The sequence below is a fragment of the Novosphingobium sp. EMRT-2 genome (assembly GCF_005145025.1).
Lineage (GTDB): Bacteria > Pseudomonadota > Alphaproteobacteria > Sphingomonadales > Sphingomonadaceae > Novosphingobium.
Map to the genome: position 1 here is coordinate 1,993,719 of NZ_CP039695.1, position 14,728 is coordinate 2,008,446.

Consider the following 14,728-nt stretch of genomic DNA (forward strand, 5'->3'; position numbering starts at 1 on the left):
CTGCAACTGGTCCGGAGTGCAGGACAGCGCCGAGGTCATTTCGATCCCGTCAGGAAGAGGATTCGCGCAATGCGCCTGATCGATCATTTCATCGTCGGTGGTCCCGGCGGCGCCCCCGCTCGCAAGAGCGACGTCTTCGATCCCAACAGCGGCGGCGTGCAGGCGCAGGTCGCGCTGGGCGATCAGGCGGTGCTCGATCGCGCGGTTGCCGCCGCGCAGGCCGCGCAGCCCGCCTGGGCCGCCACCAACCCGCAGCGCCGCGCCCGCGTGATGTTCCGCTTCAAGGAGCTGGTCGAAGCGAACATGGACGAGCTGGCCCGCCTGCTCTCGTCCGAACACGGCAAGGTCATCGCGGATTCGAAGGGCGACATCCAGCGCGGCCTGGAAGTGGTGGAATTCGCCTGCGGCATCCCGCACGTGCTCAAGGGCGAATATACCCAAGGCGCGGGACCGGGCATCGATGTCTATTCGATGCGCCAGCCGATCGGCATCGGCGCGGGCATCACCCCGTTCAACTTCCCGGCGATGATCCCGCTGTGGATGTCGGCCGTGGCCATCGCCTGCGGCAACGCCTTCATCATCAAGCCTTCGGAACGCGATCCCTCGGTGCCGGTGCGGCTGGCCGAACTGTTCCTCGAGGCCGGGCTGCCCGAAGGCATCTGCCAGGTGGTGCAGGGCGACAAGGAAATGGTCGATGCGATCCTCGATCATCCCGCGATCGGCGCGGTCAGCTTCGTCGGCTCGTCGGACATCGCGCATTACGTCTATAACCGGGGCGTGGCCGCCGGAAAGCGCGTGCAGGCGATGGGCGGGGCCAAGAACCACGGCATCGTCATGCCCGACGCCGATCTCGACCAGGTGGTGAACGACCTGGCCGGCGCCGCTTTCGGTTCGGCGGGCGAGCGCTGCATGGCGCTGCCGGTAGTGGTGCCGGTGGGCGAAGACACCGCCGAGCGCCTGAAGGCCAAGCTAATTCCGGCGATCGAGGCGCTCAAGGTCGGCGTCTCGACCGATCCCGACGCGCACTACGGCCCGGTGGTGACGCAGGCGCACAAGGAGAAGATCGAGGGCTGGATCGCGAAGTGCGTCGAGGAAGGCGGCGAACTCGTCGTCGACGGGCGCGGCTTCACGCTGCAGGGCCACGAGAACGGCTTCTTCGTCGGCCCGACGCTGATCGACCACGTCACCGCGGACATGGACAGCTACCACAACGAGATCTTCGGCCCGGTACTCCAGATCGTGCGCGCGAAGGACTTCGAGGAAGCTCTCGCGCTTCCCTCCAAGCACCAGTACGGCAACGGCGTCGCCCTGTTCACGCGCAACGGCCATGCTGCGCGTGAATTCGCGGCGCGGGTCAATGTCGGCATGGTCGGCATCAACGTGCCGATCCCGGTGCCGGTGGCCTATCACACCTTTGGCGGCTGGAAGCGTTCGGCATTCGGCGATACCAACCAGCACGGCATGGAAGGCGTGAAGTTCTGGACCAAGGTGAAGACCGTGACCCAGCGCTGGCCCGACGGTTCGCCGGACGGGGGCAACGCCTTCGTCATTCCGACGATGGGATAAGACGCCAGATGACCGACCAGTTCCAGCTTACCGAGGACCAGCTCGCGATTCAGGAGATGGCACGGCGGTTCACCGCCGACGCGATCACGCCCTTCGCCGCGCAGTGGGACGAGGAACACCTGTTTCCACGCGAAACGATCAAGGCCGCCGCCGAACTCGGCTTCGGCGCGATCTATGTCAGCGAGGAAGCGGGCGGCATCGGCCTCGGGCGGCTGGAAGCGGCGCTGATCATGGAAGCCATGGCCTATGGCTGCCCGGCGACCAGCGCGTTCATCTCGATCCACAACATGGCGGCGTGGATGATCGACACGTTCGGTGGCGACGCGATCAAGGCGCGCACGCTGCCGGGCCTCGTCACCATGGACCTGATGGCCAGCTATTGCCTGACCGAACCAGGTTCCGGTTCGGACGCGGCGGCGCTCAAGACCACCGCCCGCCTCGAAGGCGACCACTACGTCGTTACCGGCACAAAGCAGTTCATCTCGGGCGGCGGGGTGAACGATCTCTACGTGACGATGGTGCGCACCGGCGACGATGGGCCGAAGGGCATCACCTGCCTGGTGATCGAGAAGGACATGCCGGGCGTCAGCTTCGGCGCGCCCGAGAAGAAGCTGGGCTGGAACGCCTCACCCACCGCGCAGGTCATCCTCGACAACGTGAAAGTGCCGGTCGCCAACCGCGTCGGCGCGGAAGGACAGGGCTTCGCCATCGCCATGGCCGGGCTGGACGGCGGGCGGCTCAATATCGGCGCCTGTTCGCTGGGCGGCGCGCAGCGCTGCCTCGATGAAGCGGTCGGCTACGTCAAGGACCGCGCGCAGTTCGGCAAGGCGATCGCCGAGTTCCAGAATACCCAGTTCACGCTGGCCGACATGGCGACCGATCTGGAAGCGGCGCGCGCGCTGCTCTACCTCGCCGCCGCCAAGGTGACTTCCGGCGCGCCCGACCGCACGCGCTTTTCGGCGATGGCCAAGAAGCTGGCGACCGACAACGGCTCCTCGGTGGTCGACCGCGCGCTCCAGCTGTTCGGCGGCTATGGCTATCTGCGCGATTACCCGATCGAACGCTTCTGGCGCGACCTGCGCGTGCATCGCATCCTGGAAGGCACCAACGAGGTGATGCGCCTGATCGTGGGAAGGGACCTGTTGAAGTGACCGATGACGTTCTGATCCGCACCGAAGGCGCCGCCGGCTTCCTTTCGCTCAACCGCCCCAAGGCAATTCACGCGCTGACGCTGCCGATGGTCCACGCCATGACTGACGCGTTGCTGGCCTGGCGCGACGATCCGGCGGTGCAGGTGGTGGTGATCGACCACGCGGTTTCGCCGGACGGCGATCCCAAGCTGTCGCGCGGGTTCTGCGCGGGCGGCGACATCGCCTTCCTGCGCAACTCCGCGCTGAACGATGGCGGCGTATCGGGCCGCCAGTTCTTCTTCGACGAATACCGGCTCAACCACCTGATCTTCACCTATCCCAAGCCGGTGGTCGCGTTCATGGACGGGATCACCATGGGCGGCGGCGTGGGTCTTGCCGGGCCTTCGCAATACCGCGTGGCGACCGAGGCAACCAGGCTCGCCATGCCCGAAACCGGGATCGGCCTGTTTCCGGACGTGGGCGGCGGCTGGTACCTTTCGCGGCTGCACGACCGGCTGGGTCCGTATCTGGCGCTGACCGGAGCGCGGCTGGACGGGGCGGAATGCCTCTGGGCCGGTCTCGCCACGCACTATCTGCCGTCCGCCGCCACGGCGGAGGCCAAGGCGCGCATCGCCGCCGATCCTTCCGCTATCGCCGCCACGCTCCACGCGCTGGCCGCCGTGCCGCCCGAAGCGAAGATCGCCGCCGTGGCCGAAACGATCGCGCGGACGTTTGCGTCGGACCGCTACGAGGACATCCTGGCCGCGCTGGCGGCCGAGGACGGCGACTGGGCGCGCGCGACGCTGGAAACGCTGGGGCACAAGAGCCCGCAGACCTGCAAGGTGGCGCTGCGGCAATTGCACGACAGCCTTTCGCTCGCCGATTTCGCGGACAACATGGCGATGGAATACCGCGTGGCCAGCCGCGTGCTGGTCCGCCCCGATTTCGCCGAGGGCGTGCGCGCGGTGATCGTCGACAAGGACCACGCGCCGCGCTGGAATCCGGCCACGCCCGACGGCGTGACCGACGACCTGATCGAGGCGATCTTCGCCCCGCTGCCGGCGGACGAGGAATGGACGCCATTGCCTTGAGCGCCGCTTCCCGCGAGAGCGGGTAGCTGCCCGCCCGGGCGACACATCTGGAGACTGCTGAGATGGCCGAATACGAAACGATCCTGGTCGAACAGAAGGGCGCCGTCACGCTCATCACGCTCAACCGCCCGCAGGCGCTGAACGCGCTGAACTCGCAGGTGCTGGAAGACCTGATCGGCGCTTTCGCGGCGTTCGAAGCCGATCCCGCGCAGCGCTGCGCGGTGCTGACCGGATCGGGCGAGAAGGCCTTTGCGGCCGGCGCGGACATCAAGGAAATGGCGGAAAAGCCGGCGGTCGATTTCTTCAACCAGGATTTCTTCGCGCGCTGGACCAGCCATCTGGTCAAGACCACGCGCAAGCCGTGGATCGCCGCGGTGAACGGCTTCGCGCTGGGCGGCGGCTGCGAACTGGCGATGATGGCGGACTTCATCATCGCTGCCGACACGGCGAAGTTCGGCCAGCCGGAGATCAAGCTGGGCGTTGCGCCGGGCATGGGCGGCTCGCAGCGCCTGACGCGCGCGGTGGGCAAGGCCAAGGCCATGGAAATGTGCCTGACCGGGCGGATGATGGGCGCCGAGGAAGCCGAACGCTCGGGCCTGGTCGCGCGGATCGTGCCGCTTGCGGACCTGCTGGCCGACGCGCTGAAAACGGCCGAGACGATCGCCGCGATGCCGCCGGTCGCGGCCATCGCCAACAAGGAAATGGTCAACGCCGCGTTCGAAACCACGCTCGACCAGGGCCTGCTCTACGAACGCCGCCTGTTCCAGATCCTGACCGCCACCGAGGACAAGGCCGAAGGCATGGCCGCGTTCATCGAGAAGCGTCCCGGCGTCTGGACGGGTCGGTAACCTTTGAATCGCCCCTCCCGCTGGCGGGAGGGGTTGGAGTGGGCCAGCCCCACATGAGCAAGGGAGCGAGCCCACCCCCGGCCCCTCCCGCCAGCGGGAGGGGAGCAGCATGAAAATCGCGTTTATCGGTCTCGGCAACATGGGCGGCGGCATGGCCGCGAATCTGGTCAAGGCCGGGCATGAGGTTCATGCCTTCGACCTTTCCCCCGATGCCCTGGCACGGGCGAAGGGCAACGGCTGCGCGACCTATACCTCGGTGCGCGAGGCGGTGCGGGGCGCGGAGGCCGTGGTCTCGATGCTGCCCAACGGCGCGATCGTGGACAGTGTCTATGGCGCCGACGTGATCGGACAGGCCCCGCAAACAGCATTGCTGCTCGATTGCTCGACGATCGACGTCGCCACGGCGCGCAAGGTCGCGGCAGCGGCCTCGACCGCCGGCTATGCCATGGTCGACGCCCCCGTTTCGGGCGGAATCGCCGCCGCGAACGGCGGCACGCTGACGTTCATGGTGGGCGGCGATAACGCGGCTTTCGCGCGGGCGGAGCCGATCCTGGCGGCGATGGGCAAGGCGGTGATCCATGCCGGCGGCAGCGGCGCCGGACAGGCGGCCAAGATCTGCAACAACATGATCCTGGGCGCGACGATGATCGCCACCTGCGAAGCCTTTGCCATGGCGCAGAAGCTCGGCCTCGATCCGCAGGTGTTCTACGACATCTCGTCGAAGGCTTCCGGCCAGTCGTGGTCGATGACCAGCTATTGCCCGCTGCCCGGCGTGGGGCCGCAGAGCCCGGCGGACAACGATTACCAGGGCGGTTTCGCCACCGCGCTGATGCTCAAGGACCTCAAGCTGGCGGTTGCCGCCGCGCGCGATGCCGGATCGCAGGTGCCGATGGGCACGCGGGCGGAAGAACTCTACGAAGCCTTCGCCGCCGCCGGCAACGGGGGCCTCGATTTCTCGGCGATCATCCGCACGCTCTGATTCCGGCGGGATCAGCGCATCCGCGCGGCGATGATCCGACCGATCGGGTCGCTGTCCATCGCCCCGGCGCGTGCCGGCTTGGTGCGGGCCGCCGGGGTACGGGGCGCATTGGCGGCAAGAGTCTGCCGGGCCGGGCGCAGGGCCGCCGGAGCCGACGTGCCGCGCGATTCGGACGCGATACCCTTCAGGAAGTCCGCGCCAATGCCGCCTGCGCCGCGGCCGGTCGCGCTCCGTGCGGGTTCGGCGCGCGCCATTAGCGGCGCGCGCGCCGGAGTGGCCGCGCTGGCCGACGCCAATACCGTCAGGCGTTCGTTCTTGCGCGGTTTCTCGTTATAGATGAAGCCGTTGACCGGCCAGCGCGTGGTGCCGAGATCGGCGATCGGGGCGTACCACACGCGCACTTCGCTCCAGTCGTTTTCGGGCGAGACGTCGACCGCGCGCACGTCTTTCTCGATCTGCCCGCGCCGGCCGTTGATCGGCGACCAGTTGGCATGGCGCAGCAGCACCGTGCGCGAATCGATAATGCGGCTGACCGCAGCGACATGGCCCAGTTCCATGCCGCCATAGGGCCGGAAGCTCATCACCGCGCCCACGCGCGGCTGGTGGCCGCGGGCATAGCGCCCCGCCGCCTGATCCCACCAGGTCAGCGCGTCGCCATAGATACCGATGCCCGAAACCTGCCGCGCATAGGGCACGCACTGGAGATAGGGCAGCGCGTCCGGATCGCCATCCGCATCCTGCTGACGCGTCATCGCGGCCGCGCCGGCTGCCTGCAACGTCGCGGGCGCGGCGTGCGCCACGTTCGCCGAGCCCCATACGGCTCCCGATACGGCCAGCGCCGCGATTTTGCCGGTCAATCCCTTCATGCCGGCAATTTTCTGCCGGTAAGGTAAGAATCACCCTCACCGATGTAGTTAACACGCATTTAAAGCGCCGAACGGCGATTACGGAGGTGCGGAAAGGCCGGTTTGCGGACGATTCGCGCCAAACCGTCCTTGCCATCGCCGCGCGCGCGGGCCAACGGTGGGCGATGCATCCGCAAGTCATCATCATAGGGCGTCCCAACGTCGGCAAATCCACGCTTTTCAACCGCCTCGTGGGGAAAAAGCTGGCGCTGGTGGACGATCAGCCGGGCGTCACGCGCGATCGCCGCTTCGGCGAGGCGACGCTGCTCGGCCTCGAATTCACCATCGTCGACACCGCCGGATGGGAGGACGAGGACCCGTCCAGCCTACCCGGCCGGATGCGCCAGCAGACCGAGGCATCGTTAACCGGCGCCGATGTGGCGCTGTTCGTGGTGGACGCGCGCGCCGGCATCACGCCGCTGGACGAAGAGATCGGCCGCTATCTGCGCGAACATACCCTTCCGGTGATTCTCCTCGCCAACAAGGCCGAAGGGCGCGCGGGCGAAGCGGGGCTGCTTGAGGCCTATTCGCTGGGTTTCGGCGATCCCGTGGGCGTTTCGGCCGAACATGGCGAGGGCATGGGCGACCTGTTCGAGGCGCTGTACCCGCTGATCGGCGAACGCGAAGCCGATGCCGAGGACGGCGAGGAAGACGGCGAGGAAGCGGAATACGATCCCGAATCGATTCTCAAGCTGGCCGTGGTCGGACGGCCCAACGCGGGCAAGTCCACGCTGATCAACCGCATGCTGGGCGAGGATCGCCTGCTGACCGGCCCGGAGGCGGGAATCACCCGCGATTCGATCGCGATCGATTGGGACTGGAACGATCCCAAGAGCGGCAAGACCCGCCCGATTCGCCTGATCGACACGGCCGGGATGCGCAAGAAATCGCAGGTCGTCGAAAAGCTGGAGAAGCTTTCGGTCGCCGATGCGCGCCGCGCGATCGATTTTGCCGAGGTCGTCGTCCTGCTGCTCGATGCCACGCGCGGGCTGGAGCATCAGGACCTCAAGATCGCGTCGATGGTGCTGGAGGAAGGCCGCGCGCTCGTCATCGCGATCAACAAGTGGGACGTGGCCGAGGACGCCAGCGGCCTGTTCAACGGCGTGCGCGCCGCGCTGGACGAAGGGCTGGCGCAAGTGCGCGGCGTTCCGCTGGTGGCCGTATCGGCGCGCACGGGCAAGGGGCTGGACACCTTGCTGTCCGTGGCCTTCGACATTCGCGATGCGTGGAGCTGCCGCGTGCCCACCGCCGCGCTCAACCGCTGGTTCGACGATGCGCTGTCCGCCAATCCGCCGCCGGCGCCGGGCGGCAAGCGGATCAAGCTGCGCTACATCACGCAGGCCAAGACGCGCCCGCCCGGCTTCGTGCTGTTCGGCACCCGGCTCGACATGCTGCCCGAAAGCTACCGGCGCTACCTGATCAACGGCATCCGGCGCGAGCTGGGGTTCGATGCCGTGCCGATCCGCCTGACGCTGCGCAGCCCGAAGAACCCGTTCGCGAAGTAACGCGCGCGCTCAGTCGTGCGTCTGCACTTCCCAGGTGGCGTGGGCCACTGCGTGCGTCCGTTCCAGATGCGCGGCGATCGCATCGAGATCCTTCTCGGCCGCCGCCGTGCTGACCAGGCGGGCGCGGACTTCGACCGTGTCCTCGGCGCGTTCGACCAGTTCTGTATCGGCAACCGGATAGCGCATCAGTTCGAGGTGATCGACCAGCAGGTCGCGCAGCCTGTCGGCGTTGGCCGTGTCGGTGGTGACCGTCACCCAGTACGTCGCTTCCAGCGACGCGGCGGCCAGCGGGATGCGGTTGATCGCGTTCACGACAAAACGGAGCAGCGTGTTGCCGGCCACGACGAACACGGTCAGCGTCACGGCTTCGGCCAGCATGTCCGTACCCGCGCAGGTGCCCACGGCGGCCGAGCACCAGAGCGTTGCGGCCGTGTTCAGGCCGCGCACGTTCTTGCCCTCCTTCATGATCACCCCAGCGCCCAGAAAACCGACGCCCGAAACGACGTAGGAAATCACGCGCACCGCTTCGGCATCGCCGGCCAGCCGCTGGCCCAGATCGACGAACGCCGCCGCGCCCAGCGCGACCAGCGCATTGGTCCGGAGGCCGGCCGTGCGCTGGCGATACTGCCGTTCCGCCCCGATCAGCGCGCCGAACAGCAGCGCCGCCGCGTAGCTCACCAGCGAATCGAGGTAGGGCACCAGATGAAAGGTTTCCTGAAAGCGCATCCCGCACCGCCTTTTCCGTGGCTATCCGCCGGCGAATCCCCGACCCGCCCATGCGACAGGACTGTGACGGTGAAAAGACCCGCCGTCAGCGCCCCTGCCTTACCTCCGACGCGCGCCCGCGCGGCCCGACCCCAGCGCGGACAGGCCACGGGCGGCGATGAAGGCGGCGAAATCCCCGCCCGGTATGGGGCAAAGGCCCGGGTGCAGCGGCCGGTTGAACAGATAGGCATCGGCGCGGACGGTGCCTTGTCCCGGCACATGAACGGTCACCGTGCGCCGGCGATATTCCGACCGCGCGGGCCGGCGCGGATCGCAGTTCTCGTAGGAATCCAGCAGCCGCAGCGTGGCGCGGGTGAAGCGCGGCCCACTGTCATAGACATAGCCGAACGCGCGGCCGGATACGCTGCCGGCGCTCACGGGCTTCAGCACCGGATACCAGCCTTCGCCGTGGCGCACGGCGTGCAGCCGGCCGCGTACCCAGCCCCGCCGCGCCGGGCCGAGCAGCGGCAGCACGGCGCGCGTCACCGGATTGTCGTGGGCATGGGTCAGCGTGCCGTAGAAGAAGAACCGTTTCTTCATCGCGCCCGCCGGTTCCTGGCAGCGCTCAGTGCCCGCAGGCCAGCGCCTCGACCACGTCGTCGAGCCGCGCCGGATCGCCCAGCGCGATGACGTAGCCGTCGGACCCGGCGTGCAGCGGATTGCCGTTCCAGTCCGCCATAGTGCCGCCCGCGCCTTCGACCACGGGGACCAGTGCGGCCCAGTCGTGCAGCTTGAGATTGGCTTCGCAGACGACATCGAGCTGCCCCGTCGCGAGCATGGCGTAGTTGTAGCAATCCCCGCCCATGACCATGCGCTTGTGGTCGGTCTTGGCCGCCAGGCCCATGAAGTGCGCGCCATCGTGGTCGTTGAAATAGTGCGGGCCGGTGGTCGCCAGCGTGGCGTCGGCCAGGCTGCGGCAAGCGCGGGTGCGCACCGGCTGGCCGTTGAGCGTGGTTGGGCGGCCCGTCGCACCCACCCAGCGTTCGCCGGAAATCGGCTGGTCGATCACGCCCAGCACCGGAAAACCTTCCACCACCAGCGCGATCAGCGTGCCGAACAGCGCGCGGCCGGCGAGAAAACCAGCGGTTCCATCGATCGGATCGAGCACCCAGCTCCGGCCGGAAGATCCGGTGGTCGCCCCGAACTCCTCGCCGATCACGGCATCGCGCGGGACTTCGGCGGTCAGGATGCGACGCATCGCTTCCTCCGCCGCGCGGTCCGCCAGCGTCACCGGGGTGGCATCCCCCTTGCGTTCGGCTTCGACAGCGCGGAAATAGGGGCGTATGGCCGCGCCGGCGGCATCGGCAAGGCGCAGGGCGAGGGCGATATCGTCGTCCAGTTTCATGGCTTCCGCTTTGGCCCGCTGTCGGCATGCCGGTCAAGGACAACGCGGGTCGCGTCACGGAAAGGAGGTATCGGCCTGTGCGCAAACGCACCGGTCGGCAGTGCGCCAGATCACTCGCTATCGGCATGGAAGTTATTGACAGTGAAAGCAAATTTTCACCATGGGCGTGACCGGTGACACAGACACGCCGGAGGGGTCGGGATAGACGGCGAGCAGCAAGCTGTTCGTCATTCGGGGAGCAACAATGTCTCGCAATACGAGGCCGGCGATCGACCGGTCGATCGCGTCCGCGGCGGGGGTGACGCGCGACGGCCAACCCTTGTCCTACAACCGCGCGCCGGCGGCGGATCTCGCCCCGTGGATCGGGCGGCTCTATGTGACCGTCGTGGAAATGCCGGACGATTATCTTCTCGATTGCGGCCTGTTCAACGACACCCCGTTCTTCCGTATCCAGTTGCGCGGACAATGGACTGCTGACACCGCCGACGGGCGCCTGCATTCCGAAGGCGAGGCGTTGTTCTTCGGCCCGCACACGCGGCGCATGCCGGTTTCGGTGCGGGGCAGCTTCACCAGCGTGGGTCTCACGCTGCGCCCGGGAGCCTGCCATGCGCTGCGTGGCCCGGCGGCCCGCGATCATCTCGACCGGATCTGCCCGCTGGACGACATCGGCCTTTCCGGCCAGCGCTGGCTGGACCTGTTCGATCCGGATGGCACGCCCGAGGATTGGTGCCGCGCGATGGAGGACGAAATGCGCCAGATCATCGCGGCGCGGGGGAGTGAGATTCCCGAACCGCTGACCGCGCGCTTCGAGGCCGAGGCTTTCGTCGATCCCTCGATCACGGTCACGCGCTTCGCGCGGGAGATGGGCGTGGAGCAGCGCCGGCTGGAACGGTGCGTGCGCCGCGATTTCGGCATGCCGCCCAAGCAGGTGCTGCGCCGCGCCCGCGCGCTCGACATGGCGAGCCACTTGCGCGGCGTGGCCGACCACGACGAAGCCGAGGCGCTGTCGCTGCGCTACTACGACCAGAGCCACCTCATCCGCGAGTTCACCGACCTGTTCGGCATGTCGCCGCGCCAGTTCGTGGCGCGGCCGCAACCGCTGATGACCCTGGCGCTGGAAACGCGGCAATCGCGCCGGCTGGAAATGATCGAACGCATCCAGCCGGGGCAGATCCGTCCCTGGCAGTAGGTCCGCGCCGGATCAGTCGAACAGGCTGGAGACCGAGCTTTCATCGGCAATGCGGCGCACCGCCTCGCCGATCAGCGGCGCGATGGTCAGCACGCGGATGCGGTTGCATTCCTTGGTCGCGTCGGTCGGCAGGATGGTGTCGGTGATGACCAGTTCCTTGAGCGCGGACCCGGCCACGCGCGCCACCGCGCCGCCCGACAGCACGCCATGGGTGATATAGGCCGAAACGCCGATGGCGCCGGCGTCCATCAGCGCCTGCGCGGCGTTGCACAGCGTGCCGCCCGAATCGATGATGTCGTCGATCAGGATGCACATGCGCCCCTTCACGTCGCCGATGATGTTCATCACCTCGGACTGGCCGGGGCGGTCGCGCCGCTTGTCGACGATGGCGAGCGGCGCGTTGTCCAGCCGCTTGGCCAGCGCGCGGGCGCGCACCACGCCGCCCACGTCGGGCGAAACGACCATCAGCGGCTGCCCGCCGTAGCGGGTCTGGATGTCCGCCGCCATCACCGGGGCGGCATAGAGGTTGTCGGTCGGGATGTCGAAGAAGCCCTGGATCTGGCCGGCGTGGAGATCGACCGACAGCACGCGGTCGGCGCCCGCCTCGGTAATCAGGTTGGCGACGAGCTTGGCCGAGATCGGCGTGCGCGGCCCCGGCTTGCGGTCCTGGCGGGCATAGCCGAAATAGGGGACAACAGCGGTGATCCGGCGGGCCGAGGCGCGGCGCAGCGCGTCGATGCAGATCAGCAATTCCATCAGGTTGTCGTTGGCGGGATAGCTGGTCGACTGGACGATGAACACGTCCTCGCCGCGCACGTTCTCGTGGATTTCGACGAAGACTTCCTCGTCGGCGAAACGGCGCACCGAAGCGTCGGTCAACGGCAGTTCGAGATAAGCCGCGATGGCGCGCGCCAAAGGCAGGTTGCCGTTGCCGGACATGATCTTCATGCGTCGTTCCCCAATGAGCCTGAAACCGTGGACCTGACAGAATGAACCAGACGGACTGATGGTCTTTCCCGCGCCCTTAGCCCAAGATGACAGCTTTGCAACGGCAGAGACACATTCGTCCCCCACCAACGGCCCACCATTACCGCGTCATTCCGGGCTTTGCTCCCGAACGGGCGCATGGTGACTTGCCCGCGCAGGGCGTTGCCGCCTAGGAACGGGGCATGGCCGATACTCTCACGATCACCCTTGCCCAGTTGAACCAGACCGTTGGCGATCTTGCCGGCAATGCCGACACGATGCTGGCCGCGCGCCGCCGCGCCATCGCGGAGACGGACGGGGCCTGCGATCTGATCGTGTTCCCGGAAATGCAGCTTGTCGGCTATCCGCCGGAGGATCTGATCCAGAAACCGGCGCTGATCGAACGCGCCGCGCGCGAGCTGACCCGGCTGGCCGAAGCCACGGCGGACAGCGGCCCCGCCATGCTGGTCGGCTCGGTCTTCGTGCGCGATGGCGCGCTGCACAACGGGGTGGCGCTGCTCGATGGCGGCAAGGTCGTCGCCACGCGCTTCAAGTACGAACTGCCCAACTACGGCACGTTCGATGAAAAGCGCTATTTCCTGCCCGGGCCGCTGCCCGAGCCGGTGCTGTTCAAGGGCGCGATGCTGGGTCTGCCGATCTGCGAGGACATCTGGCACCCCGACGTCTGCCGCCACCTGGCCGAACTTGGCGCGGACATCTTCATCTGCGTCAACGGCAGCCCCTACGAGATCGACAAGGACGTGCTGCGCATCGATGGCGTGGCCAAGCGCCGCGCGATCGATACCGGCATTCCGCTGGCCTACCTGAACCGCGTGGGCGGGCAGGATGAGATCGTGTTCGACGGGGCGAGCTTCGTGGTCGGCCCCGAAGGCGCGCTGTGGGCGCAGCTGCCCGACTGGGAAGAGGCGATCGTCCACACCCGCTGGAACCGCGTGCCGGTGGGCGCGGGTTACCGCTGGCGGTGCGAGCCGGCGGAGGTGAACGAACCGACCGAACATCCCGAGGACATCTATTGCGCGATGGTGATGGCGCTGCGCGACTACGTGGAGAAGAACCGCTTCCCCGGCGTGGTGCTGGGGCTGTCGGGCGGGATCGATTCGGCGTTGTGCGCGGCGATCGCGGTCGATGCGCTGGGCGCGGACCGGGTGTGGTGCGTGATGCTGCCCAGCCGCTATACCAGCGCCGAAAGTCTCGAGGACGCGGCCGAATGCGCGCGGCTGCTGGGGTGCCGGATCGACACGATCCCGATCGAACCGGCGGTGGCGGGCTTTGCCGAGATGCTGGCCCCGGCCTTCGCCGGCCGCAAGCCCGATCTGACCGAGGAGAACATCCAGTCGCGCATTCGCGGCGTTACCCTGATGGCGCTGTCGAACAAGTTCGGCCCGATGCTGGTGACGACCGGCAACAAGAGCGAGATGAGCGTGGGCTACGCCACGATCTACGGCGACATGAACGGCGGCTACAACCCGCTCAAGGATGCCTACAAGACCACGGTCTTCGCGGTTTCGCGCTGGCGCAACACGCGCAAGCCCAAGATCGGTCTGGGGCCGGACGGCGCGGTCATGCCCGATCGGGTAATCACCAAGCCGCCCAGCGCCGAACTGCGGCCCGATCAGAAGGATTCGGATTCGCTGCCGCCCTACGACGTGCTCGACGCGATCCTGTTCGGGCTGGTGGAGCACGAAAAGAGCGTTGAGCAGCTGGTTGCCGAGGGTTTCGACCGCGATGTGGTGGTGCGGATCGAGCGGCTGCTGCACGTGGCCGAATACAAGCGGCGCCAGGCGCCCCCCGGCGTAAAGCTGGGAATGCGCAACTTCGGGCGCGACCGGCGCTATCCGATCTCGCACGGCTTCCGCACGGCCTGACCCTTATTGCGAATGATTCGCATTGACGGGCGGGAACGGCGCGCATAATCTCCTTGCGAATTGATCGCAAGAAAGGGAGTTCCGATGCCTGCCCAGACTCACAGCGCCGGTGCGCCGGGCGTGCCGCCCGGACGCTTCGCCGAAACCGTGCGCGCGATGGCCCGCCCGCAGGACATCCGCGCCCTCTCGCTGATCGGGCTGCACACGGTGATGGCGATGCGGCTGTGCGCGCTGTTCGAACGGGCCGCGCGCGATCCGGTGCCGGACCTGGCCCAGCGCTATCGCAGCGTCGAGGCTGCCGTCGGCGTGCACGATCTGGTCCGCACGATCGTGACCACCTGGCCCGAGGCCTTCATGGTCAATCGCCCGTGCTGCCTTGTCATGTCGCCCGACGAGGCGACGCTGGCCGAACTGGTCCGTTCGACCTGCCTTGGCGATCGCGCGCGTTTTGACGCCACGATCGCCGGCTTCGTGCGAAGCGACCGGCACGATCGCCTGTTCGACGCCACCGTGCGCGCCGTCGCGCTGTTGCAGGCCTGCCCCGCCTAGCGTC

At 67.7% G+C, this 14,728-nt stretch carries 14 protein-coding genes; 9 read left to right on the forward strand and 5 right to left on the reverse strand.

Annotated features, from left to right (window positions below):
• Positions 1–69: 69 nt before the first annotated feature.
• The 5 genes from FA702_RS09890 to mmsB all read left to right on the forward strand — a co-directional run bounded on the left by FA702_RS09890 (position 70) and on the right by mmsB (position 5,614).
• Positions 70–1,566 (forward strand): CoA-acylating methylmalonate-semialdehyde dehydrogenase, encoded by a 1,497-nt coding sequence (locus FA702_RS09890; protein WP_136956011.1) that lies wholly within the window; start codon positions 70–72, stop codon positions 1,564–1,566.
• Positions 1,567–1,574: 8 nt separating this feature from the next.
• On the forward strand, positions 1,575–2,717 hold the full coding sequence (locus FA702_RS09895) for an acyl-CoA dehydrogenase family protein (RefSeq protein ID WP_136956012.1): 1,143 nt from the start codon (positions 1,575–1,577) through the stop codon (positions 2,715–2,717).
• Positions 2,714–3,787 carry an enoyl-CoA hydratase/isomerase family protein gene (locus tag FA702_RS09900; RefSeq protein WP_136956013.1) on the forward strand — a complete coding sequence of 358 codons (1,074 nt, stop codon included), beginning with the start codon at positions 2,714–2,716 and terminating at the stop codon, positions 3,785–3,787. Before FA702_RS09895 ends, FA702_RS09900 begins: the two co-directional genes overlap by 4 nt.
• A 62-nt stretch (positions 3,788–3,849) precedes the next feature.
• Complete coding sequence (locus FA702_RS09905) at positions 3,850–4,635, forward strand: enoyl-CoA hydratase-related protein (RefSeq protein ID WP_136956014.1); 786 nt, start codon at positions 3,850–3,852, stop codon at positions 4,633–4,635.
• A 109-nt stretch (positions 4,636–4,744) separates the two neighbouring features.
• Entirely contained in the window at positions 4,745–5,614 is an 870-nt protein-coding gene (mmsB, locus tag FA702_RS09910) for a 3-hydroxyisobutyrate dehydrogenase (protein WP_136956015.1), read from the forward strand.
• An 11-nt stretch (positions 5,615–5,625) separates the two neighbouring features.
• On the opposite strand, the gene FA702_RS09915 is transcribed toward mmsB, so the two are convergent.
• Entirely contained in the window at positions 5,626–6,480 is an 855-nt protein-coding gene (locus FA702_RS09915; RefSeq protein WP_370385460.1) for a CHAP domain-containing protein, read from the reverse strand.
• 164 nt (positions 6,481–6,644) lie between these two features.
• Here FA702_RS09915 and der point away from each other — a divergent pair, with 164 nt between their 5' ends.
• Complete coding sequence (der, locus tag FA702_RS09920) at positions 6,645–8,024, forward strand: ribosome biogenesis GTPase Der (RefSeq protein WP_136956016.1); 1,380 nt, start codon at positions 6,645–6,647, stop codon at positions 8,022–8,024.
• Positions 8,025–8,033: 9 nt separating this feature from the next.
• Here the strand turns inward: der and FA702_RS09925 are convergent, their stop codons facing one another.
• The 3 genes from FA702_RS09925 to FA702_RS09935 all read right to left on the reverse strand — a co-directional run bounded on the left by FA702_RS09925 (position 8,034) and on the right by FA702_RS09935 (position 10,134).
• Complete coding sequence (locus FA702_RS09925) at positions 8,034–8,750, reverse strand: MgtC/SapB family protein (protein ID WP_136956017.1); 717 nt, start codon at positions 8,748–8,750, stop codon at positions 8,034–8,036.
• 99 nt (positions 8,751–8,849) lie between these two features.
• Entirely contained in the window at positions 8,850–9,329 is a 480-nt protein-coding gene (locus tag FA702_RS09930) for a gamma-glutamylcyclotransferase (protein WP_136956018.1), read from the reverse strand.
• A gap of 25 nt (positions 9,330–9,354) precedes the next feature.
• Positions 9,355–10,134 carry an inositol monophosphatase family protein gene (locus tag FA702_RS09935; RefSeq protein ID WP_136956019.1) on the reverse strand — a complete coding sequence of 260 codons (780 nt, stop codon included), beginning with the start codon at positions 10,132–10,134 and terminating at the stop codon, positions 9,355–9,357.
• A gap of 244 nt (positions 10,135–10,378) precedes the next feature.
• Between FA702_RS09935 and FA702_RS09940 the strand changes: the two genes are divergently transcribed.
• Positions 10,379–11,323, forward strand: a complete 945-nt coding sequence (locus FA702_RS09940; protein WP_136956020.1) for a helix-turn-helix domain-containing protein — start codon at positions 10,379–10,381, stop codon at positions 11,321–11,323.
• Positions 11,324–11,335: 12 nt separating this feature from the next.
• Here FA702_RS09940 and FA702_RS09945 read toward each other — a convergent pair whose 3' ends face one another.
• Positions 11,336–12,271 carry a ribose-phosphate pyrophosphokinase gene (locus FA702_RS09945; protein WP_136956021.1) on the reverse strand — a complete coding sequence of 312 codons (936 nt, stop codon included), beginning with the start codon at positions 12,269–12,271 and terminating at the stop codon, positions 11,336–11,338.
• 221 nt (positions 12,272–12,492) lie between these two features.
• On the opposite strand from FA702_RS09945, the gene FA702_RS09950 reads away from it, so the two are divergent.
• Entirely contained in the window at positions 12,493–14,175 is a 1,683-nt protein-coding gene (locus FA702_RS09950) for an NAD+ synthase (protein ID WP_136956022.1), read from the forward strand.
• A gap of 84 nt (positions 14,176–14,259) precedes the next feature.
• Positions 14,260–14,724 (forward strand): hypothetical protein, encoded by a 465-nt coding sequence (locus FA702_RS09955; protein ID WP_136956023.1) that lies wholly within the window; start codon positions 14,260–14,262, stop codon positions 14,722–14,724.
• Positions 14,725–14,728: the final 4 nt, after the last annotated feature.